This is a genomic window from Azonexus sp. GW821-FHT04F04, assembly GCF_059420025.1.
This window is the reverse complement of sequence record NZ_JBWKSX010000017.1, coordinates 23,153-43,504: the sequence shown is the minus strand read 5'-3', so window position 1 is coordinate 43,504 and position 20,352 is coordinate 23,153. Positions and strand designations below refer to the sequence as shown.

Below are 20,352 nucleotides of genomic sequence, written 5' to 3'. Positions count from 1 at the left end.
GTAGCCGGCCACGAGCAGACTTTCGCCGCCCATACCTTCGCTCTACCGTTGGTAGTGGTGGTCGAACTGCTGCTTGCCGTCTTTGGCGTATTCAAATGCAGATAAATGGAAATACATCCCAGATCCGCTGGCAGACTTACCTTTGTCTATCCAATGCTTCGTCTGCCATGGATAACGGATCATCGATTGGCTCGAGATGTGTCATGACGTGCGCGTGCGGAAATTGTCTGCAAAGTGACGCTTCAATCTCCTCAGAAAAATCATGGGCTCTTTTTACTAACCAATCGCCAGGTACTAACACGTGCAAACTGATAAATACTCGCCTTCCGGCTTGGCGGGTCCGTAGCGCGTGAAAGCAAACCCCTTCTGTATCAAAGGTGGAGAGAACTTGTTCTATCTGAGCGATTTCCGACTTTGGTAGTGCAACATCCATCAAGCCAGACGCAGAACGTCGCATAAGTTGCCAGCCCGTCCATACAATGTTGGCCGCAACCAAAAGGGCAATAACCGGGTCCAGCCAGTTCAGCCCTGTGAGCCAAACCAACGTCACTCCGGCTATTACGCCAACAGAGGTCCAAACATCGGTCATGAGGTGATGCGCATCCGCCTCCAGAGTGATCGACTTATGCTCGGTACCCGCTCGAAGCAATACTCTTGCAACGCCAAAGTTTATGATCGATGCAAGCACCGAAACCAAAAGGCCAATACCGACCGCTTCCAGTGGCTGTGGATGTATTAGACGCTCGACTGCTGTGTAGCCGATGCTCGCCGCTGCAACGACAATTAGAAATCCTTCAAAGGCACTCGAATAATATTCGGCCTTATCATGACCATGTGGGTGTTCCGCATCCGCTGGCATGATCGCAATGGAGAGCATCCATAGCGCCATCAAGGCACCTGCCAAATTAACGAACGACTCAATCGCATCCGACAATAGACCGACGGAGCCGGTCAGCCACCATGCAACCCCTTTGAGCAGAATGGTCGCAACCGCAGCCGCAATCGATATGAAGGCGTATCGGCGCAGGTCAATCGGGCCTCTGCTAGTCATCTTCACGGCGATTTCCTCCCGGCATTCGGATGTCGTGCTCATCCGCACTTCGATGGCATTCAACGCAGTTTTTATAATCTCGAATACCTTCTTCAATGTGCTCTCGGCGAATCTTTTCAGGGGTGTGTTCGTGGCAACCGTAACAGGTGTATTGGCTGTAGTCGTTTCGTACATGGCACGTCACACACTGAACACTGTGGTCGCGGTCAAGTACGAAGAATTTGTCGTGATTGAACGTGGCCGGTGTCCACCTTTCCTGGCTGTGGCATTGAGCGCAATTACCGGTAATCTGCTTGTGTAAAGAATCAGCCGGCGGTCTATGGCATTCTTGACACTGCTCACGGGTTGCGGCCTGCAAGAGCGCATGGCTGAAGTGTCCATGTATCTTGAAGCGCTTCACGCCAGCATGATCGCTATGACACGCCACACAATCTTGTTTCGTCAGCTTTTGATGAAATGCCGTTGAGGTCAAAGGCTTCTGAATGGGTTGCCCTTTGGTATCTAGCCGACCGATATCATCTGACTTGTGACAGGTTGTACAGCGCTCCGAAGAGGCTCCTCGAAGTCCTGCATGGCAGGCAAAGCAATCAGTCTCTAATTGCCGATGTCCAACGATGAGCTTTCCGGGGCTAACCATCAAATGTGGATAGGCGAACGTTAGGACTACCAAGACAAGCAGGTTGGTAGCGATCACCCATTTGACAATGCGATTCATTGCCAGCCCCAGAATAGAAATACGCTAATGATGTGACCAAGACTCAGCACGGCGAAAACGATAAAAATCGGGATATGAACTTTGCGCCACTGAGTCATTGCATCAAAAGTCACTGAATCCCAAAAAACTGCTTGCTCGACTTCAGGTCGAGATAGACCGCGCAATTGGTAGCTGTCACGTTGTGACTGAACGTGTTCGCGGGAGCGTTGCAGCAGCATCTTGCCGACCAACCCGCTAATGACATTGATACCCATGGCCACAGTGGCCAGCCAAGGAAGAATGGCGTTGAAGTGAATGCCTGCATGAATCAGAACTAGCAATGACCCAAGCCAGGCAGCCAGTTCATGCATATTCAGATAGCTCTTCGGATTCCCCGTCTTGATGTATTTCCGCTTACGTAGTGAATACATCAGGGATCCGATGATAAGTATCGTTCCAGGAATGCCCAAGTATCGTCCGACCCACACCAGATTCAATCGGTGCAAGAGGTAATCTCCGGCAAGCGTCAAAACACCAAGGAGCAACACCAGGAAAGCAAAGGGCAGGATGTGCTCTCGCCAAAGGGTGGAGGGAAAAATTGGCATCAGGCCTCCAGAACGACGTCAGTGACAGGGATGCATACGCAGAGCAGACAGTTACCAGGCTCTGAATCGAAGTCAGGCGAATGTGAAAACTTCACCTCTCCACTTTGAATTCGCGTTTCGCAGCTACCACAGCCACCAGCACGACACCCCGACTCAACTTTTACCCCGTTGCTTTCTGCAAACTCGAGTAGGCTGTTGGACGTGCCGTCCCAAATGAACTGTTTGTTAGATTTGGCGAAGGTCACCATCACAGTTTCGGTACAGCTCTCGGAAACCTTCGGCTCGATGGATGATTTGCGTTTTATCGACGCAGGTCCGAATGCTTCAAAATGAATTCGTGAGTCCGGAACTCCCCAGTCTTCAAGGGCATCGACCAAGCTTTCCATCATCGGCGTCGGACCGCATATATAGAAATCGAACGGTTTCAGCGGTAACTCTGTCCTTAACAGCGCGACATCAATACGACCCCTATGGTGAAAATCGCGCGCCATCATGTCACCCGGTAGCGGCGCGCTAAAGCAGATGTGCAGCTTGAAATTCGGGTGTTGGGCTGCGAGCGCCAGAAGATGCGCCTTCATAATCACTTCAGCGCTATTTCGCACGCCGTAAAACAGCCAAACTTCACGTTCAGGCTGGTGATTCACGATCCAGTTGAGCATGCTCAACATCGGTGTGATACCGATTCCTCCGCCAATCAGTACAACTGGAGAGGCTTCGTGGTTGAGATAAAAATGTCCTGATGGAGCCCGAACTGCCAATGATGTGCCTACGTGTACATGGTCGTGGAAAAAATTGGATGAGCGGCCAGGAGGTAGGGAGGTGCCGTTAGGCGTTGGGACGCGCTTTATCGAAACCCTGTAAGTATCATGAGCAGGCGAATCCGAGAGGGAGTAGCAACGGATGAGTTCTTCCGCCGTGCCTCCTGGAGTCGGGATGGCCAGTTTGAAGGTAAGAAACTGTCCTGGCTTGAATACGGGAAGTGACTGCCGATCCTCTGGACGTAGATAGAAGGAGCAAATGGCTCCGTTACCATCTTCAAGGGTTTTCTGAATAACCTTGAAAGTCCTGAATCCTTTCCAGCCCTCGGAAGCAGTGTCAGTCTGCAAACTATCGGACAGAGTTGCAGGACTCTTGCCATTGGCCTGATCCTGCAACGATATATAGCGCTGCCAGTGGCGCCAGAAGACAATGCCCAGCCAAAGTGCCAGCTGAACAACAATGCCCAAGGCTATCCACAGGAGGAGCATGGCTGAGGTCATATTGCTCTCTATTGGTTCAATGGCAACATGCCAAATTGATTGGCCAGTCTAGCGTAGTGACCTTAGCTGAGTCTTAAGGAAGAAGAGTTAGACCAAGTTCAGGCAAAAACACACATAGCCAAACCATGAAGAGGGAAATATTCCCACAAATAAATTGACTGTATTCAATTAGACGGCCCCTCTATGCATAATTTGCTGTTCTACCGGCTGAGACAACAGACCATTTAGCCGAACGATGCCGCTAAGAATTTGAGTGGCTTTCAGGGGGCCTTAAGCTTCAGCAAGTACATTGGGCAGGAACAGAAAACAATTCCTCTCTGCTATCGCCAATGCACAAAACAAAATTTCTCGTCAAACGATCGCGCCACGAACGGCGAGTTAAGGACCTTGGACCTCCGGAAGAGGGCGAGCGCAGAGTAACCCCAGAGCGGCGGCATCCAGTGGTCGAGTTCGTAGAGTTTGACGACCACATAGAGATTGGAAAAGTGGTCGAAGGGATTGGTCCTAAAGACTGACAATCGAGGCGTTCAATATAAGCCGACAGACAGAGACGTGGGGCCGTACGGTACAAGCCTTTGTCTGATTCTGAACTGTCGCTATGTGGCGACATGAAGTATCGCGTCGTAACAGACACATCCCGGTTTCAGGCGTTTATTTGTCGCTAAGAAACGACATATCCGTGATTTTTCGCCATCACAGATTTTTCTAACCAACTGATTTTTCGTCAGTTCACGGGCTTGGCATCTGTTTTGCGTTGAATTATGGGCGGTTACAGCTTTTTGGCGTTATCGCCGCAAAAATGCTTCTCAAGTGTCCGAAAGAAATGAAGATGGATAAATCAATGATCAAAGGGGTCGTCATCGGTTCGATCGCGATGGTGGCGATCAGTGCCAGTGGTGTGACCGGCTACAAGATGCTGAATCAACCAAAATCGGCCGAAGTCTTGGCTGTCGAGGAAATCAAGGAAAAGATTAAGACTCCGCATAAGGATTGCCAGGATATCCAGGTTCAGAGGCGAGCCCCAGTTCAGGATGAGCACCGAATTGCCGGCACCGTGATTGGCGGCATTCTCGGAGGTGTGGTCGGCAACCAGATCGGGCGGGGTAAGGGTAATACTCTGGCGACGGTGGCTGGCGCAGCAGCTGGCGGCTATGCGGGCAATACCGTGCAGAAGGGCATGCAGGACCGGGATACGGTCTCGGCAATTGAGCATCGCTGCCGAACTGTCTATGAGACCTCCGACAAACTGGTTGGTTACGATGTGACCTATCGTCTTGACGGAAAGGAAGGCCGGGTTCGCCTAGATCACGCCCCGGGCAAGACGATTCCCACCAAGGATGGACAACTGCTTCTTGAATCTCCTACAGCAGCAAATTAGCTGAAAACGCCGTTTCCATTGCTTTACACAATATTCTGAAGAATATGGCTGGCCTGATTGAAACAAGCAAATCACCAAATGGTCTGCCATCGCCTATGGACCCGAATACTAGTGTTGGTTTGAGGTGCCCCCCGTAATCAGTGCCACCGGCAATTTAGTAAAGTCCGTTTTCGAGAAGGAGAATGGACTTGAAGAAGCGGTTTTCAGAAGAGCAGATCATCGGTTTTTTGCAGCAGGCGGAAGCCGGCGTGGCGATCAAGGAACTGTGCCGGCAACACGGCTTCAGTGACGCCTCGTTCTACAACTGGCGGGCGAAATTCGGCGGCATGTCAGTTCCGGATGCGAAGCGCCTGAAGGAACTGGAAGCCGAGAACGCCAAGCTCAAACGCCTACTGGCCGAATCGATCCTTGATGCCGAAGCTCTCAAAGCGGCCTTGGGCCGAAAGCGCTGAGCCCCCAGCAAAAGCGTGAGTCAGTCATGGTGATGCGGAAAGCGACAGCAATTTCCCAACGCCGTGCCTGCCAGCTGGTGGGTTTGTCACGCACGGTCCTGCATTACGTATCGAAGGCGCAGCCGGAGAACGAGCAGTTGCAAGCCAGGCTGGTCGAACTGGCCGGCGAGCGCCGCCGGTTCGGCTATCGCCGCTTGCATGCGCTGGTTCGGCGAGAGGGCGTTCGAGCCAATCACAAACGGATTTATCGGCTCTACAGTGATGCCGGTCTGTCAGTTCGGCGCCGCAAAAAGCGACATGGTGTGGCTGTTGAGCGGCAGGCACTGGAACGCCCTACCGAGCCCAACCAAGTTTGGTCGATGGATTTTGTCAGTGACGCGCTGGCCAATGGCCGCCGGATCAAGGTGCTGACCATCGTCGATGATTTCAGCAAGGAGGCCATCGATCTCGCGGTCGACTTCGGCATTTCAGGCCATTACGTTACGCGTGTTCTTGATCAGGCGGCTCGCTTCCGGGGCTACCCCAAGGCCATTCGAACTGACCAGGGACCAGAATTTACCGGCAAAGCGCTCGACCAGTGGGCCTGCCAGCATGGCGTTCAGCTCAAACTGATCCAGGCCGGGAAACCCACGCAGAACGCGTTCATCGAGAGCTTCAACGGACGCTTCCGAGATGAGTGCCTGAATGACTATTGGTTTACGAGCTTGCCACAGGCTCGTATCCTGATCGCCGCCTGGCGCCGGGACTACAACCAGCATCGGCCGCACAGCGCATTGAATTATCAAACCCCGGCAGAGTTCGCGGCCGAGCATCGGGCAACCACCTCTGCCCAGCCAGCCGCCGAAGAATGTCTTTAACGGTACAACCCAAGGACTTTTACTAAAACGCCCTTGGCACTAAAACCGGGGGCACCTCAGGTTTCGGGCAAAGGTGAGATTGGCCTAATGCTTGATGTGATGTCACACCCGACGAATCGCCGAATCGGATCGACCTGAATGGCTCGATCCGATTCTCAAGAACCTTTGGCTTTTCTGTTAAATCGTACTCTAGTTTAAGCAATACCAGCAGGTAGTAGTTTTAGGCGTCAGGATCCAAAGCGCTTGTTGTTGGGATTAAGTTGGTTCGCATGGTTGTTCAGCGCATGACGATGGGCGTCATTATTGGGGTTGAGGCTATTGCTGCGGTCATTATTGCTATTGAGCAACAATTGTTCGTTTAGGTAATAACCATGGGAGCCAAGGCCCAAATTGACACGCACATCGACAATGTTGACACCGGAATAAGGCCTATCCAGCAAGTAAAGGTAGTTCCAGATGTCATCTTTGTCACCGATGTCGATATCCACGTTAGCGCGTTTGGCCGTAACAAAGGGATCCAGTTCGCAAAGACAACGAGCGCCAGGACGGGATTCATCACAATGGCTGCGTAGTAATACCGGCTCAACCCTACCCAACATGTCGCAAAGTTCCTCTACCGTTTTGCATTGGTGCAGTCTAGGGCTACCGCCGGCATCATCACGAACGCTTCGACGGGAAAGGGTATCCGGATGGGCTCATTGGCGAGGCAATACCGTTGGCCGCACGGATTTTTGCCCTGGTCGACGTGTTCGACGCATTGACCTCTGTTCGCCCGTATAAACCAGCCTTGTCATTGGAAGAGACGTTGAGCATCATGGAACGGGAAGATGACCAGCATTTCGATCCAAAGATTCATGCCGTTTTCCGGCAGGTTGCTCCGGTGCTATACGCACAAGGCCAATCCAGAGATCATGCCCAATGGAGTCAGGAATTGAAGGCGATGCTTGAACGGTACTTCAAAATGAAAACGGCTCCCAAAGGAGCCGCCGAATTCGAGTGATGCGGGAAATTAACCGCGATGGTATTTGTGCAGCAATTCGTCAACACGCCAGATTTCGTTTCCGTTCATGATGATTTTTTTGCCGTCCTTGGTTTCCATCACATGGCCAGATTCCATATAGGTTGCGCGACCATATTTGTCTTCCATACCCATCTTGCCGTCTTTGAAAATATAAACAGTCGAACCGTCCTTCAACTCAATGGACTTCTCGACTTGAGAAGCATCAACTGCGTAGGCGGTAACACCCAGGGAACTCAGGGCCACGATTGCGAGCATCTTCTTGAACATTTTCATCTCCTCATGAATAGGTGCTGTTGTACTGCGATATCAATATTAAGGATTCGATCCTGACAATTTGCCAACGGCTGGGTGACAATTGCATCACCTAGCCGTCAGGTTGATCAGCCGCCCTGATAGGCAGGGTTTTCGGTCACGTAGACGGTGATGCCGTCGGCTCCCGATATGATCTTGGAAAGTGGAAACGGCGCGGTCCCCAGCGTGTCGAAGGTCCAGACGACGCTCTTGCCAGCGACGTTGATCTTGATGGTCTCCAGACGCGTGACGTTCAGATATTTGCTACCGCTGGACAGAGTGACCTCTCGGTCGGCGTTTTTCGTGGCCGTGTAACCAAACGAAGCCAGTTGATTTGCCGTCGGTGCGCTCTTGGTTTCTGAAACGTGGCTCAGCCAATGGTTGGTGCCGGCCTCGGAATAATCCTCGTGAGCGTAGCTCGTTCCAGCTGCAGCGAGGCTGATCGCAGCGATCAGGGCTAATTGGGAAAATTTCGTTTTCATGGTTCTCTCCTTGTGACATCGGGTTAATCGTGTCGGACTCATTTCGTCCAACCGTGATGTCATCTTAGGAGTCCGATACCAACAGGACGCTGACCCCCGCGTTACATTTTTGAAAGCTTTTCGCCGGAAATGGTCAGGGAGAGAGGTGCCCGTCGCTTTCGCACCAACGTTACTTGGTTTTTCTGTCGAAGCAGAGTTTGTTAGATATAAATGCTGCCGTTCCTCGCTTCTGCTTACTGCGCGGCAGGTAACCAGCAGTTTGCTGACCGAAGAGTGAAGTGATTCGAACGGCCGGATTGGCCGAATTGTTGTCTGTTGCCAAAGACATCAGGCAGGTCGTCGGCCAAAGCCGACCTTGCTTCAGCGCTAAGGATCAGACAGCAATGTGATGATTAGCTGCCACTCGGCAACTGATGGTGCTCAATGGAAACGTCGTTAGTAGCGTGGAGCGGTGTAGCCAGATCCGTGGTTCCGGTGAGTGAGTGCTTTCTGGTGCTATGTCGAATTTCTCCCCGGCTAAGAGCGAAGGAACGCTGCCAAATGAGTATGTAGGTATTTTTCTGCGCCATGTTGTATGGCAATTCTTGCCTGCACACCATTGCTCGGTATAATTTGCCCATCGCACAAGTCGATGCGAGCTGCCCATCTAGGCTCATCTGGTTCGCCGGAACGACATTTTTTTGTTTTGCAATCGTCTTCCCCATGGTTTTGCGGGTAGCGGCAATGGGCACTGCTTTTCCGCGTTACGACATGGAGAACGTATGCAAACCAACACCATCAGTGCCACCGCGTTAGAAAAGCTTAAGCGGCAGGCCAAGCAACACCGCGGCACTACCGGCTTACCACTCGCCGCATCCTTGGAGGCTGTCGCTCAACAAGCTGGCTACCTTAGCTGGAAGCAAGTCACCATGCTGGCCAGCATCCACAAAACGCGTCTCATGCCTACGTCGCATCGCCGGCGAAGCCATTGGGTAGCCGGATGGTCTTCTCTGCGCCAGCCAGCCAGGGATTGCCGGCGACGATCTCGATGCCGAGCATGGCGTGGGTCTTCATGACCTGAAATTCTTCGCTGGTCAGCCGTCCCGGTTTCAACAGAATCTGATCCGGAATGCCGATTTTTCCAACGTCGTGCAGAAAGGCGCCCAGCACCAGTTCGGCAATGGTTTCCTTGCCAACACCCAGTGCTTCGGCAAGTGAGACCGCATAGCAGGTAACCCGGTAGTTATGGGCGTCGGTATCTGCGTCACGCTTGGCGATGGCGTTTCCAAGGGAGCGCAGCAGCGAAAGATTGGATTCCAGGAGTCGAGACGACAATGCCACCGTTTGGCCCAGCAATCCCGACATTAACGGGTAAAGCAACAGCGCTGCCGCGAATACTGATATCGAGGCCGTCAGCGCAGCCCCGCGAATCTGTTGTTCTCTCTCTTGCAGTGCCGAGCGGGACACCAGGCTGATTCCCTCGACATAGCCTGCAAGACGGCCATCACTGGTGGTCATCGGCAGAATGACCTGAACCAGTTCTTCGCCAGCCACCGAAAATCGTTTGCTATGGCTGCCTGGAGCTGGCGGCCATGGATGGCGCTGTTGTCGGGCGATCTCTTTCAGCGACTCGGGGAGTGACCGCCAAGCATCAAACACCATCTCCGTATTGGGCGAAAAAACTCGAATCCCGACAAACTCATCGGTCAGCAACTGCGAAATCGCGGAATGGCTATCTCCTTTATCCCCGCCGACCGCCATTTGCATGGCGGGCGACTCGAAATGCCTGACCCCCGCTATGGCGCGTTCAAGGGTGCGCTGCTCTACGCGATACGATTCGACCCAGTAGGCAAGACCTCCCGCGAGACTGCCAACCAGGAGCGCACCTATACCGAGGCGCCGCGCCAACATGCGGCGCAATTGCCGGTGTGTCTGGGGCAGTTGAATAGCGTTCATTTCAGATTCTGTAGCAGTTCCATGAAGTGCTTGAAGTGGCCGCTGACGCGATCGAGTGAGAATTGGTGCATTAACGAATTTTCAGCCATTTTCTGTCGTTCGACATCCATTTCCACCGTGTTGCCATCAGTAGCCGCTTGGTAAGGTACGTGATACTTTAGTGGGAATGGTGATGTTTGCCCGGTGCCCGAGAGATGTCCGGTAACCGTGCTCGTCAATGGCAACGATGAGGAGGCACCTTGAACGATTTTGGCAGCCTCTTCAATGTCAATATCAACGGCCTTATAACCTGGAGTATCGGCATTGGCGATGTTCGAGGCCAGGAGTTGCTGCCGATAGACACGAACACCCAGCATTTTCTGCTGAAAATTGTGACCGGCATGACCGCCTTGTCCAACTGTGAAGTGATTGGGATGGGCTGACGCCGTGCTGGAGGCCATTCCGGAAGAATGCCCAGTGTGCCCAACTACCCCGGCACCTTGTCCGCCATGATTGCCATGACTGACCACTGGGTTGTTTGCCTGCTGAACAATCGCCTGATTCAAGGCCTCGGAAAACCCTCCGTTGTTGGCCCCCCCCGAGGACGCACTATGTCCCTCGTGCCCTCCTTGAACAGAAGTAGATGGGGGAATTGCCGGTGGGATAGGAGGGGCTCCAGCCATGACACTGATTACTCGTTCATGATCAGGATGGCCTTCACCGGATCAATCTGGCCGACGCCATGCCATTTCAGATCGCTGTTTGCTACGGCCGGCTTTGCCAGGCATCCATGATTGCATTCGATGATCCAGCGTTTCTGAAGCACCGTTCGACAATAGTTGTAGGTCAGCAGCTTCGGGTCACTGCCGACCGCAAGCGCCAGCGTGCGACATACACATCGATCGCCGTGCTCTGCCGGTTTGTGGATATCCATGACTGAAATGCCGAGGCCTCGATTCCGAGGCCTTTACTGGGCAGTTACTTTCCATCTCGCGGATGGAAATGTTTGCTCTTGTCCTTGGCTGCGTTCGGCTTGTCAGCCTTTGCATCCGGCATGCTTTGCGGCATTCCGGTTTTTTCCTGGACATGGGAATGTGGCTTGGAAGCAGCCTTGTCAGCCTGTCCTTCGGCAGCCTTCGGCGCAGCGGCCTTTTCGTCGGCGAAGACGACGCCGGTCATCGTGGTGCCAGCAAACAGAACGGCGGCAATGAGGGAGGAAACTTTCATGATCTTGACTCCTGAGTTTTGGGGATTTCAACGGTCCGAATCGAATGGACAGATTCAGTTTGTGCTTCTGTCACTGTCAATAGGATGACTTGTTGATTACATTGTTGTCAGGAAGTGTGGCCAAATACGGATTCACCAAATGCCCGATTGCGTCGGCAAGCGCATCACGCAATTGCCGTTCGCAACACCCCATCAAAATTCCGTCCTCCAGTGCATCCTGGGCCATCTGGCGAAGTTCATCCAGGTTCTCATTGAGTACCTTGATTTTTTCCGTACAGGCAATGACCTTGCCGGAAGAGTCTTGCCAGCGCACCGACCCCGACGAACTCATCATCGAGTTCACTTTGTCGAATGTTGGGCTAGTACCTGCAAAACCCGGTGCTGGTACTCCATGCTGTCGAGGGTGTATGCCTTCCAATACTCGATGGATAAATTGCCGACTGCAGCCCACCATGCCCCGCTTTGCCCAGGATCATCCAGAGACAGCGATGAAGTTTGCTCAAGGAGTTCCTTGAGCGGGGAAAACTGCGTGGAAACCATCTTTTCCAAACAATCGAGATTCACGCCAACCAACTGGGAAACCAAATGGAAGTCGGGGGATGTGTTGAAAATTGCGAACGAATTGTGTGCGGACATGATTTTCTCCCTGCGGCACGATCAAGGCCCATTGCCTCGTAGGGGGAGTTTGCCTGTGGGTAGCTGTCGCACCCATAACGGGAACATTACAACTCGGTCACTGTTTCGTCAGCTTGTTGCCGTGCTGTTCACTGGGAGCGATTATCTATTGAGTCTGGGCACTTAGCCCCAGAAAGACCTGTTGCCTCCGCCTCTCGAATTCGCCTGCGGAAACCTGCCACTGTGGGTTATGGGGGGAGTTCAGTTCGACAGCGACAATCCGACGCACATAAGCCAGCGCGGATGCCTTGCCTCGCGTAAGCCGCAACAGATCCGGCATTGCCGCATCGAAGGCATCGCGATGATGGTCTCTCAGATCGGTGGTGAGCACCACAAGAATGGCAACGGCATCCTCAAACGGTCGCATTGAATCGTCTTCTTTGGACAGTTTCCCCCCTGATAGTGCTTTGTTTGAAGCATCCGCTATTGGATGCCAACCTTCCGCTGCTCAGCCCGCACATAGGCGGTGACGTGGGCGACGTCGTCCGGCGTCACCCCTTTCACCGGAGCCATGTCGCCAAACTTCCAGTGATGGGCCCGCACACCGTTGGCCACGGCCAACTGGAACGCCGCATCGGCATGATGTGACGGCTCATAGATCTTGTGCAGCAGGGGCGGTCCCTTTTCCGATCCCTTCAAGTCGCCGCCATGACAGCCCGCACAGTGATTGGCGAACAGCGCCTTGCCCGTGCCGGGATTGGGCATTAGGCCGGGACTGGGTTTGGGAATGCTCCAGCCTTGAGCCTGGGCAAGGCTTGGCAGCATGGCCACAACAAGAGCCACAGGAATCCAATGCGAAAGCTTGTGTCTCATTGCTCCATCCCCCGTTTCATTCGCCACTGCTTGACCAGGGCGTAGATGGCGGGGATGACTGCGAGCGTCAGCACCGTCGAGGAAATCATCCCGCCAACCATCGGCGCCGCAATGCGACTCATGACTTCTGAGCCGGTACCGGTACCCCACATGATCGGCAACAGGCCGGCCATGATCGCCACCACCGTCATCATCTTCGGGCGAACCCGCTCCACGGCGCCTTCCATGATGGCCTCGTAGAGATCGTGCAGGGTTGGCGCTTGGTTTTCCGTCCGGCGCTTGGCCTTCAGCGCTTCCCAGGCATGATCAAGGTAAATCAGCATGATCACCCCGGTTTCCGCTGCAACCCCGGCTAGGGCGATGAAGCCCACGGCGACGGCAACGGACAGGTTGTAACCGAGCAACCACATCAACCAGACCCCGCCGACCAGCGCAAACGGCACCGACAGCATGACAATCAAGGTCTCTGTCAGACGTTTGAAGTTCAGGTAAAGCAGCAGAAAGATGATCAACAGCGTCACCGGGACGACGATCTTCATTTTCTCGATCGCGCGCTCCATGGATTCGAACTGGCCGCTCCAGGTCGCGTAATAGCCCGGCGGGAATTTCACGTTTTCCGCCACCGCCTTCTTGGCATCGGCGACATAGCCACCGATGTCGCGTTCGCGAATGTCCACGAAGATATAGGCGGAAAGCAACGCGTTTTCAGTCCGGATGCCGGGCGTTCCCTTGGCCACCTCGACGCGGGCCAATTGGCCGAGCGGAATCATTGCCCCCTCCATGGTCGGCACCAGCACCTCGCGGGCAATCTGCTGCGGATCGGAACGAAGTTCACGCGGATAGCGCACGGTGACGCCAAACCGTTCGCGCCCTTCGACGGTCGTGGTAACCATCTCGCCGCCCAAGGCCTGGCCGATAACATCCTGCAAATCGCCGACCGCCAGCCCATAGCGGGCCAACTGGGTGCGGTCCGGTTCGATATTCAGGTAAAAACCGCCGGTAATCCGTTCCGCGAAAGCCGAGGTAGTGCCTGGAACTGCCTTGACGACCGTCTCGATTTCGCGGGCCAGTCGTTCCATCTCGTTGAGATCCTTGCCGAACACCTTGATCCCGATTGGCGTCCGGATGCCGGTCGACAGCATGTCGATGCGCGCCTTGATCGGCATCGTCCAAGCGTTCGATACGCCCGGGAACTGCAAGGCCTTGTCCATTTCGGCGATCAGCTTGTCGGTCGTCAATCCAGGGCGCCATTCGGATTCCGGCTTCAGATTGATCACCGTCTCGAACATCTCCGTCGGCGCCGGGTCCGTTGCCGTGTTGGCACGACCCGCTTTGCCATAAACCGATGAGACTTCCGGGAAACTCTTGATGATCTTGTTCTGGGTCTGCAACAGTTCCGCCGCTTTGGTGATCGACATCCCGGGCAGCGAAGCCGGCATGTAGAACAGCGTGCCTTCATTCAGCGTCGGCATGAACTCGGAGCCCAACTTGCTGGCCGGATAAATCGAGACCACCAGCGCGAGCAGTGCGGCCACGATAGTGGTCTTTTTCCATTGCATGACGCCGGCGATGATCGGGCGATAAGCCCAGATCAGGAAACGATTCACCGGGTTTTTCGATTCCGGCATGATTTTGCCGCGAATGAACAGCATCATCAGCACCGGCACCAGCGTCACCGACAGCAATGCAGCGCCCGCCATCGAGAAGGTCTTGGTGTAGGCCAAGGGCGAGAACAGACGTCCTTCCTGGGACTCCAGCGTAAAGACGGGCAGGAAGGAAACGGTGATGATGAGCAGCGAGAAGAACAGTGCGGGGCCGACCTCTTTGCAGGCCGCAATCATTGCCTCGATGCGATCCCCGTGGGTATGATCCTCCGGCAAACGCTCGATGTGCTTATGGGCGTTTTCGATCATCACGATGGCCGCATCGATCATCGCCCCAATGGCAATGGCGATACCGCCCAGACTCATCAGGTTCGAGTTCATTCCCAGCAATCGCATGGCGATGAAGGCAATCAGCACCCCGACCGGCAGCATCAGGATGGCTACCAAAGCACTGCGCATGTGCATCAGGAATACGACGCAGACCAGCGCGACGATGAGACTTTCTTCCGCCAAAGTGCGCGTCAAGGTGTCAATCGCACGGTGAATCAATTCCGAACGATCATAGACCGTCTGGATCGTCACGCCCTCCGGAAGCCCGGCAGAAATCTCACCAATTTTTTCCTTCAAGTTGTGAATGACCTCCAGCGCGTTCTGGCCGTAGCGCGCCATGGCGATACCGGAAACCACTTCACCTTCACCATTCAACTCGGTGAGACCGCGCCGCTCGTCCGGCGCCAGTTCGACACGGGCAATGTCACGAACCAAGACGGGCGTCCCGCCTTGTGACTTAACCACCAGATTTTCAATATCGCCTGTGCCCCGCAGATAGCCCTTGCCGCGCACCATGTATTCGGTTTCCGCCATCTCGACGACACGCCCGCCGACATCGCGGTTCGATTCCCGAATGACCTTTGAAACCGCCGCTAGCGGAATGCCATAGGCGCGCAACTTCACCGGATCAACCGTGACCTGGTAGGTCTGGACGAAGCCGCCAATCGAAGCCACTTCGGCGACGCCATGTGCCTTGGTCAGTTGGTAGCGCAGATACCAGTCCTGCAGCGTGCGCAGTTCTGCCAGCGTCTTGTCCTTGGCGAGCAGCGCGTATTGATAGACCCAGCCGACGCCCGTGGCGTCCGGACCGATCTGCGGTGTGACGCCCTTGGGCATGCGGCCAGCAGCAAAGTTAAGATATTCGAGTACCCGGGACCGCGCCCAATAAATGTCCGTGCCGTCTTCAAAAATGATGTAGACGAAGGACGCGCCGAAGAAAGAGAAGCCGCGAACCACTTTGGACTTCGGCACTGACAACATGGCCGTCGTCAGCGGATAGGTGACCTGATCCTCGACGACCTGTGGCGCCTGGCCGGGGTATTCGGTATAGACGATGACCTGCACGTCTGAGAGGTCGGGCAAGGCATCGAGCGGCGTTTTCATGACCGCAACGACACCACCGACGACAACAAACAGCGTGGCGAGCAGGACGAGGAAGCGGTTGCGCCCCGACCATTCAATGATTTTGGCGAGCATGGTATCCCCTGTCAGTGGCCTGCGTGGGGATTGGCCGCCACTTTGCCAGCCATCGGTTTGATGCTGGTGACGACCCATTCACCTGGTTTGCGCTCGACAAACTCGAAGGCCACCGTCGCACCCGGTTTGAGTCCGCTCAACAGCGCCGGCGTCGCGACCTGGAACTCCATGGTCATGCCCGGCCATTTGAGACTGGCGACCGGCCCGTGATTGAGCGTCAGCATACCTGCCTTGGCGTCGAACCCCTCGACCGTGCCTTCGGCCTGATGCCCGACAGCAGCAGGCTTGGCTGACTCCGGCTTCGGCTGGCTGCCGTGGCTAGCATGGCCGAAACCGCCGACCGCCGCCTTCAGGTTGCTTTCGGCGTCGATCAGGAAATTGGCGGCAACCACCACGGGCTCGCCATCCTTGATCCCTTCGAGCACCTCAACATGGTTGTCACTGCGTTGCCCCAATTTAACCTCGCGTGGCTCGAAACGGCCTTCCTTGGCCTGGACCAGCACGATGCGGCGGGTGCCGCTGTCAATCACGGCCGAGGTCGGTACGGTGACGACCTCTCCTTTGGCCCCGACCGGCAACTCGACCTGGGCGAACATGGCCGGTTTCAGCAACTGACTGGGATTGGGCAGTTCGACTCGCACGGGTACCGTCCGCGTCTCGGCCTTCAGGGTCGGATAGACGTAGGTGATCGTCCCTTCGAACACTTTGTCCGGGTAGGCATTGATCCTGACCTTGGCTTTGGCACCGGTCTTGACCTGACCGATGTCCTGCTCGAAGACGTCAGCCACCACCCAGACCGCCGACAGGTCGGCCACCTGATAAAGCGCCTCGCCCGGCATGAAACGCATGCCCTGCAGGGCTTTCTTTTCGGTGACGATGCCGGCGACCGGTGAGCGGAAAGTCAGCGTGCGCCGTGCTTCACCGGATTTTGCCAGCGCCTTGACCTGCTCCTCCGATATATCCCAGTTTTTCAGACGCAACAGGCTTGAATCGGCCAGTTGCTTCATGCCGTCCCGCGCTTGGCCGCCGGCTTCCTTCAGCGATTCGACGCCTTGGGCGGCAATCGCGTATTCGCGCTGGGCGGAAACCAATTCCGGGCTATACACCTCAAACAGCGGCTGCCCCTTGCTGACCGGCTGGCCCGTGACATTGACGTGCAGGCGTTCGACGTAGCCCTCGAACTTAGGAGAAATCGCGTAGATGCGGCGCTCGTCCGGCTCGATCCGACCGGCGGCGCGTACCACCTTGTCAAGGATGCGCAATTGGGCGGCTTCGGTTCGAACGCCCAGTTTCTGTACTTTTTCGGTGCTTATCTTTATCTGGTTGGCCGATGCCGGATCGTCGTCCTGCTCTCCCTCATAGACCGCGATGTAATCCATCCCCATCGGGTCTTTCTTGGGCACCGGCGAGGTGTCGGGCAGTCCCATCGGATTGCGGTAGAACAGCAGCTTTTTCTCTTTCTTGGCCGGCTCGGCCGGGGCGCTGGTGACCGGTGCCGCATCGCCATGGGAAGCGCCGCCACGTCCGCCCAGCCAGTAACCACCACCGGCAGCCACAGCAACGGCAATAACGCCGATGGTCAGTCCTGCACCCTTGTTCATAGATCTTCCCCTAAAAGACGTTCGATTTCGGCCAGACGCATCTGGGCGTCGACTTGGGCCTTAAGCTGGTTTTGTCGGGCCTGCCGGATTTGGCGCTGGGCATCGAGCAAGGTGGCGAAATCGACCTTGCCGGTCTCATACCCGGCCAGCGCCGCCTTGAAGGTCAGTTCGGCCTGCGGCAGTAGGCTGTTGGCCAGCAGGTTTTCCGTGCGGCGGGCGGCTTCGATACCAGCCAGGGCCTCGGCCAGTTCGGCGGAGACTTGGTTGGTAGTGGCTTCCTTGCGCGAGCGGGCGGCATTGAGCATCGATTCCGATTCTCGCTCCTGCGCCCGGCGCGAAGACTGCTGCAGCGGGATATTCAGCTCGACCATCAACTCCCATTCCTTGATGGCGCTCTGGTACTGGATGGGGGATACGCCCAGCGTAAAATCGGGATAGCGGTTTTTGTAGGTCAGGTCGCGGGATTTCTCGGCGGCCTTGATTTTCGATTCGTCGGCGAACAGTTGCGGGTTGCGGGTTCGCACGCGCTCTTCCAACGTGGCGTAATCCAGCGCCACGGGAGTCGGCAGCTTGCGCAACTGCGCTGGTTCCTGCAAGGGCGCATTGCTTGGGCGGGCCAGCAAGGCATTCAGCCGGGCATGCAGGTGGTGCTGTTCGGTTTCCAGCGCAATCAATTCGTTGCGCATGTTGGTCTGCTCAACCTGGGCGCGGATAACATCCTGCTGCGCCGCCAGGCCGCCGGAATAACGAACCTGGGCGACTTTTTCCAGGCGGGTCATCAGGTCGAGGATTTCCCGGGTCAGTTGCTCATTGCGGTGTACGAAATACAACTGGGCAAAATTGACTTTGATCCGCCCGGCAACATCGGCCCAGGTGCCCAACGCACGTCCCTTGGCGCCGTCGGCTTCAAGCTCGGCGATTTCGCGCTTCAGGTCACGCTTGCCGAACCAGGGTATGTCCTGCATCAGCAAGTAACGGGTGCTGCCGACGCGATTTGGGGCTAGCGTGGCACTCTGTTCGCCCATCCGCGTTATGTCACGCAACTCGGTCCGAAACTTCGGGTCGGGCAAGGCACCGGCCGGCGTCACCCGCTCGCCTGACGCTTCGGCCTCGGCCTGCATCGCGGCGTACTCCGGATTGCGTGTCTTGGCATAATTGATCAGGCTGTCCACGTTCGCACCAAGGGCGGCGTCTTGGGCAAGCACGGGCGACCCAAAGGCGGTGGCAAGCGCCAGGATCAAAATGGGTAACGGCCTGAGTCGGCGCATGCGACCTCCCTGCAATATTTGTTTTTATGAAGCATGCTGACAGCGAGAGGTAAGCACCGTCTCGCCGTCAGTCGATTGGGTTATTTGGCGGGTTCGAAATGGACGACGGTGATGGCACCATTCACGTTTTCGGCCATGAAGCGAATCTTATCGCCGGTTTTCATCTGGTCCAACCAGGCGACATTGGAAACCTTGAGTACCATGGTCATCGCCGGCATGTTCAGGTTGGTCAGTGGGCCATGCGACAAGGTTACTTTGCCGGCTGCCTTGTCCACTTTCTTGACCTGAGCGTCGATCATCTGCATTTCAGCAGACGCGGCGCTCGGCGAGGCCATGGCATGCCCGGCATGGTCGCTTGCAGCTTGGGCAGAAACGGCGCCGAGGGTGGAAAAGGCGATCAGTGAGGCGGTGATAAGTGCTTTCATGAGTTTCTCCTGTTTGGGGGATCAATGTTTGGCAAAGATGCTGGTTTCGCCACCGGCCTGGACCAGCATCGTGTTGTAGGGGACGGGTCTCGGGCTTTCCATGCCCGGCGATCCTGGCGGCATCGACGGCACCGCGATGCCGAGGGCTTTCGGTTTTTCCTTGAGCAGACGCTGGATGTCGGCAACCGGCACATGGCCTTCGACCACATAGCCGGCCACCTTGGCGGTGTGGCAGGAGCCCAGCCGATCGGGCATCCCCAATTGTTTGCGGGCCGCCGGGACGTCCATGACGTTGTGCGAGCGGACCTCGAAGCCCGCATTTTTCAGATGATCGACCCACTTGCCGCAGCAACCGCAATTCGGGCTCTTGTAAACATCCACCATTTCGCCGGCCGCCACGGCAGTGGAAAGGCCGGCGCCGAGGACGGAGCTCAAAGCAAGAACAAGAAAGGGGTTACGCATGGCGAAGCTCCTGTGTCAGTCGAGTGGCGTCAGTATGGATAGCCGACGCCAACAATTTGCTGTCCGTCGGATTACATTTTTGTAATCTTTATGGGGTTAATGTTTGTGCGCTCCGTGGTCATGGCTGTGCGCATTTTTGCCCTTGGCCACCGGCTTTTCCTCGACCGGGGCTGCTGGTGCCTCTTCGTGGCCTTCCAGTCCGCCATGGGAATGACCGTCACTGGCTGCCACCAGTTGCTCGTAGGCGGTCGCCGACAGCAAAGGCATCTTTTGCAGGAAGGCCGTCAGGTCCCAAATGGCCTCATCCTCCATGCCGCCCTTCGACCAGGCCGGCATACCGGAAGCCTTGATGCCGTGCTTAATGATCCAGAAATCGCGGGCAGCGTCACGTGACGATGGCGCCGCCGGTTTTTCGGAAAGATTGGGGGGAGTCGGATACAACCCCTTGCCAATCTCCGAATCCGGCGCTTCCGGAGACAGGTGGCAATTGACGCACATTGCCGCATAGTTGCCGGCCCCGCGTCGCACGCGCTCGGGATCGGCAAGATCAGCCGGGGTCTGGATTTCACCCGTACGGCTGGCAATGGCTCTTTCGCGGGCAAACGTCAGCGCCTGGTAGGTGAATGAACTGTGGGGGGTATCGGCGCCGACATCGACGACGCCTGCCACGACGACGATCCCCGCCGTTGCCGCGCCCAAGCCGATGGTTGCCAGAGCACCCCAAATAAATCTGCACATAGTTTTTT

Annotated in this window: 25 protein-coding genes; 4 read left to right on the top strand and 21 right to left on the bottom strand. The window is 55.7% G+C overall.

The annotated features are described in order from the left end of the window. Nucleotides 1–136 precede the first annotated feature (136 nt). The 4 genes from AC07TV_RS21575 to AC07TV_RS21560 all read right to left on the bottom strand — a co-directional run bounded on the left by AC07TV_RS21575 (nt 137) and on the right by AC07TV_RS21560 (nt 3,609). Nucleotides 137–1,147, bottom strand: coding sequence for a cation diffusion facilitator family transporter (locus tag AC07TV_RS21575; RefSeq protein ID WP_223879680.1), 1,011 nt, complete (start codon nt 1,145–1,147; stop codon nt 137–139). Beyond that, nucleotides 1,044–1,688 (bottom strand): cytochrome c3 family protein, encoded by a 645-nt coding sequence (locus AC07TV_RS21570; RefSeq protein ID WP_223879684.1) that lies wholly within the window; start codon nt 1,686–1,688, stop codon nt 1,044–1,046. The genes AC07TV_RS21575 and AC07TV_RS21570 overlap by 104 nt, the downstream gene beginning before the upstream one ends. A gap of 74 nt (nt 1,689–1,762) precedes the next feature. After that, a complete protein-coding gene (locus tag AC07TV_RS21565) occupies nt 1,763–2,350 on the bottom strand; it encodes a hypothetical protein (protein ID WP_150430604.1) in 588 nt (195 codons plus the stop codon). Beyond that, on the bottom strand, nt 2,350–3,609 hold the full coding sequence (locus AC07TV_RS21560) for a 2Fe-2S iron-sulfur cluster-binding protein (protein WP_341744094.1): 1,260 nt from the start codon (nt 3,607–3,609) through the stop codon (nt 2,350–2,352). Before AC07TV_RS21560 ends, AC07TV_RS21565 begins: the two co-directional genes overlap by 1 nt. 829 nt (nt 3,610–4,438) lie before the next feature. Here AC07TV_RS21560 and AC07TV_RS21555 point away from each other — a divergent pair. Both AC07TV_RS21555 and AC07TV_RS21550 read left to right on the top strand, forming a co-directional pair. Next, nucleotides 4,439–4,987: a glycine zipper 2TM domain-containing protein gene (locus tag AC07TV_RS21555; RefSeq protein ID WP_150430602.1), complete on the top strand. Its 549-nt coding sequence runs from the start codon at nt 4,439–4,441 to the stop codon at nt 4,985–4,987. Nucleotides 4,988–5,175: 188 nt separating this feature from the next. Then, nucleotides 5,176–6,296, top strand: a protein-coding gene (locus tag AC07TV_RS21550) for an IS3 family transposase (RefSeq protein WP_434517116.1) whose coding sequence is annotated in 2 segments (ribosomal slippage) — nt 5,176–5,425 and nt 5,425–6,296 — 1,122 coding nt in all. Because the reading frame shifts where the segments join, the coding sequence is not laid out codon by codon here. Between the two features lie 227 nt (nt 6,297–6,523). Here AC07TV_RS21550 and AC07TV_RS21545 read toward each other — a convergent pair. Next, a complete protein-coding gene (locus tag AC07TV_RS21545; RefSeq protein WP_494650404.1) occupies nt 6,524–6,895 on the bottom strand; it encodes a hypothetical protein in 372 nt (123 codons plus the stop codon). Nucleotides 6,896–6,993: 98 nt separating this feature from the next. Between AC07TV_RS21545 and AC07TV_RS21540 the strand changes: the two genes are divergently transcribed. Then, the gene (locus AC07TV_RS21540; RefSeq protein ID WP_494650427.1) at nt 6,994–7,296 is read left to right on the top strand and encodes an HD-GYP domain-containing protein; all 303 of its coding nucleotides are present in this window, start codon (nt 6,994–6,996) and stop codon (nt 7,294–7,296) included. A gap of 9 nt (nt 7,297–7,305) precedes the next feature. On the opposite strand, the gene copK is transcribed toward AC07TV_RS21540, so the two are convergent. The 9 genes from copK to AC07TV_RS21495 form a co-directional block, all read right to left on the bottom strand. Continuing rightward, on the bottom strand, nt 7,306–7,584 hold the full coding sequence (copK, locus tag AC07TV_RS21535) for a periplasmic Cu(I)/Cu(II)-binding protein CopK (protein WP_027458813.1): 279 nt from the start codon (nt 7,582–7,584) through the stop codon (nt 7,306–7,308). Nucleotides 7,585–7,697: 113 nt separating this feature from the next. Then, nucleotides 7,698–8,090, bottom strand: coding sequence for a CzcE family metal-binding protein (locus AC07TV_RS21530; protein WP_027458812.1), 393 nt, complete (start codon nt 8,088–8,090; stop codon nt 7,698–7,700). 392 nt (nt 8,091–8,482) lie between these two features. Continuing rightward, entirely contained in the window at nt 8,483–8,821 is a 339-nt protein-coding gene (locus tag AC07TV_RS21525; protein ID WP_494650403.1) for a hypothetical protein, read from the bottom strand. A 211-nt stretch (nt 8,822–9,032) separates the two neighbouring features. Then, nucleotides 9,033–10,025: an HD-GYP domain-containing protein gene (locus AC07TV_RS21520; protein ID WP_494650402.1), complete on the bottom strand. Its 993-nt coding sequence runs from the start codon at nt 10,023–10,025 to the stop codon at nt 9,033–9,035. After that, the gene (gene flgB / locus AC07TV_RS21515) at nt 10,022–10,570 is read right to left on the bottom strand and encodes a flagellar basal body rod protein FlgB (protein ID WP_494650401.1); all 549 of its coding nucleotides are present in this window, start codon (nt 10,568–10,570) and stop codon (nt 10,022–10,024) included. The genes AC07TV_RS21520 and flgB overlap by 4 nt, the downstream gene beginning before the upstream one ends. Nucleotides 10,571–10,695: 125 nt before the next feature. After that, entirely contained in the window at nt 10,696–10,938 is a 243-nt protein-coding gene (locus AC07TV_RS21510) for a hypothetical protein (protein ID WP_027458823.1), read from the bottom strand. A 44-nt stretch (nt 10,939–10,982) separates the two neighbouring features. Beyond that, a complete protein-coding gene (locus AC07TV_RS21505) occupies nt 10,983–11,231 on the bottom strand; it encodes a hypothetical protein (RefSeq protein WP_027458824.1) in 249 nt (82 codons plus the stop codon). A gap of 76 nt (nt 11,232–11,307) precedes the next feature. Continuing rightward, complete coding sequence (locus tag AC07TV_RS21500; RefSeq protein WP_153150894.1) at nt 11,308–11,565, bottom strand: hypothetical protein; 258 nt, start codon at nt 11,563–11,565, stop codon at nt 11,308–11,310. 5 nt (nt 11,566–11,570) lie between these two features. Beyond that, nucleotides 11,571–11,867: a hypothetical protein gene (locus tag AC07TV_RS21495; RefSeq protein WP_027458825.1), complete on the bottom strand. Its 297-nt coding sequence runs from the start codon at nt 11,865–11,867 to the stop codon at nt 11,571–11,573. A 181-nt stretch (nt 11,868–12,048) separates the two neighbouring features. Between AC07TV_RS21495 and AC07TV_RS21490 the strand changes: the two genes are divergently transcribed. Beyond that, nucleotides 12,049–12,276: a hypothetical protein gene (locus AC07TV_RS21490; RefSeq protein ID WP_194267183.1), complete on the top strand. Its 228-nt coding sequence runs from the start codon at nt 12,049–12,051 to the stop codon at nt 12,274–12,276. 53 nt (nt 12,277–12,329) lie between these two features. On the opposite strand, the gene AC07TV_RS21485 is transcribed toward AC07TV_RS21490, so the two are convergent. From AC07TV_RS21485 to AC07TV_RS21455, 7 genes are all read right to left on the bottom strand, one after another. Beyond that, nucleotides 12,330–12,719, bottom strand: a complete 390-nt coding sequence (locus AC07TV_RS21485; RefSeq protein ID WP_027458827.1) for a c-type cytochrome — start codon at nt 12,717–12,719, stop codon at nt 12,330–12,332. Next, nucleotides 12,716–15,850, bottom strand: a complete 3,135-nt coding sequence (locus tag AC07TV_RS21480; protein WP_027458828.1) for an efflux RND transporter permease subunit — start codon at nt 15,848–15,850, stop codon at nt 12,716–12,718. Before AC07TV_RS21480 ends, AC07TV_RS21485 begins: the two co-directional genes overlap by 4 nt. An 11-nt stretch (nt 15,851–15,861) precedes the next feature. Then, nucleotides 15,862–17,451, bottom strand: a complete 1,590-nt coding sequence (locus tag AC07TV_RS21475; RefSeq protein ID WP_494650400.1) for an efflux RND transporter periplasmic adaptor subunit — start codon at nt 17,449–17,451, stop codon at nt 15,862–15,864. After that, complete coding sequence (locus AC07TV_RS21470) at nt 17,448–18,719, bottom strand: TolC family protein (RefSeq protein ID WP_027458830.1); 1,272 nt, start codon at nt 18,717–18,719, stop codon at nt 17,448–17,450. The genes AC07TV_RS21475 and AC07TV_RS21470 overlap by 4 nt, the downstream gene beginning before the upstream one ends. 80 nt (nt 18,720–18,799) lie before the next feature. Beyond that, complete coding sequence (locus tag AC07TV_RS21465; protein WP_027458831.1) at nt 18,800–19,144, bottom strand: copper-binding protein; 345 nt, start codon at nt 19,142–19,144, stop codon at nt 18,800–18,802. A gap of 21 nt (nt 19,145–19,165) precedes the next feature. Beyond that, on the bottom strand, nt 19,166–19,606 hold the full coding sequence (locus AC07TV_RS21460; protein WP_205205072.1) for a DUF411 domain-containing protein: 441 nt from the start codon (nt 19,604–19,606) through the stop codon (nt 19,166–19,168). Between the two features lie 96 nt (nt 19,607–19,702). Further along, nucleotides 19,703–20,344, bottom strand: coding sequence for a c-type cytochrome (locus AC07TV_RS21455; RefSeq protein WP_205205071.1), 642 nt, complete (start codon nt 20,342–20,344; stop codon nt 19,703–19,705). Nucleotides 20,345–20,352 lie beyond the last annotated feature (8 nt).

Bases quoted from the DNA above. Each gene is read 5' to 3' on its own strand.
- AC07TV_RS21570 (WP_223879684.1), bottom strand. From the start codon at position 1,688: ATGGTTAGCCCCGGAAAGCTCATCGTTGGACATCGGCAATTAGAGACT.
- AC07TV_RS21565 (WP_150430604.1), bottom strand. From the start codon at position 2,350: ATGCCAATTTTTCCCTCCACCCTTTGGCGAGAGCACATCCTGCCCTTT.
- AC07TV_RS21560 (WP_341744094.1), bottom strand. From the start codon at position 3,609: ATGACCTCAGCCATGCTCCTCCTGTGGATAGCCTTGGGCATTGTTGTT.
- AC07TV_RS21555 (WP_150430602.1), top strand. From the start codon at position 4,439: ATGGATAAATCAATGATCAAAGGGGTCGTCATCGGTTCGATCGCGATG.
- AC07TV_RS21545 (WP_494650404.1), bottom strand. From the start codon at position 6,895: ATGTTGGGTAGGGTTGAGCCGGTATTACTACGCAGCCATTGTGATGAA.
- copK (WP_027458813.1), bottom strand. From the start codon at position 7,584: ATGTTCAAGAAGATGCTCGCAATCGTGGCCCTGAGTTCCCTGGGTGTT.
- AC07TV_RS21530 (WP_027458812.1), bottom strand. From the start codon at position 8,090: ATGAAAACGAAATTTTCCCAATTAGCCCTGATCGCTGCGATCAGCCTC.
- AC07TV_RS21520 (WP_494650402.1), bottom strand. From the start codon at position 10,025: ATGAACGCTATTCAACTGCCCCAGACACACCGGCAATTGCGCCGCATG.
- AC07TV_RS21510 (WP_027458823.1), bottom strand. From the start codon at position 10,938: ATGGATATCCACAAACCGGCAGAGCACGGCGATCGATGTGTATGTCGC.
- AC07TV_RS21505 (WP_027458824.1), bottom strand. From the start codon at position 11,231: ATGAAAGTTTCCTCCCTCATTGCCGCCGTTCTGTTTGCTGGCACCACG.
- AC07TV_RS21500 (WP_153150894.1), bottom strand. From the start codon at position 11,565: ATGATGAGTTCGTCGGGGTCGGTGCGCTGGCAAGACTCTTCCGGCAAG.
- AC07TV_RS21495 (WP_027458825.1), bottom strand. From the start codon at position 11,867: ATGTCCGCACACAATTCGTTCGCAATTTTCAACACATCCCCCGACTTC.
- AC07TV_RS21485 (WP_027458827.1), bottom strand. From the start codon at position 12,719: ATGAGACACAAGCTTTCGCATTGGATTCCTGTGGCTCTTGTTGTGGCC.
- AC07TV_RS21480 (WP_027458828.1), bottom strand. From the start codon at position 15,850: ATGCTCGCCAAAATCATTGAATGGTCGGGGCGCAACCGCTTCCTCGTC.
- AC07TV_RS21475 (WP_494650400.1), bottom strand. From the start codon at position 17,451: ATGAACAAGGGTGCAGGACTGACCATCGGCGTTATTGCCGTTGCTGTG.
- AC07TV_RS21470 (WP_027458830.1), bottom strand. From the start codon at position 18,719: ATGCGCCGACTCAGGCCGTTACCCATTTTGATCCTGGCGCTTGCCACC.
- AC07TV_RS21465 (WP_027458831.1), bottom strand. From the start codon at position 19,144: ATGAAAGCACTTATCACCGCCTCACTGATCGCCTTTTCCACCCTCGGC.
- AC07TV_RS21460 (WP_205205072.1), bottom strand. From the start codon at position 19,606: ATGCGTAACCCCTTTCTTGTTCTTGCTTTGAGCTCCGTCCTCGGCGCC.
- AC07TV_RS21455 (WP_205205071.1), bottom strand. From the start codon at position 20,344: ATGTGCAGATTTATTTGGGGTGCTCTGGCAACCATCGGCTTGGGCGCG.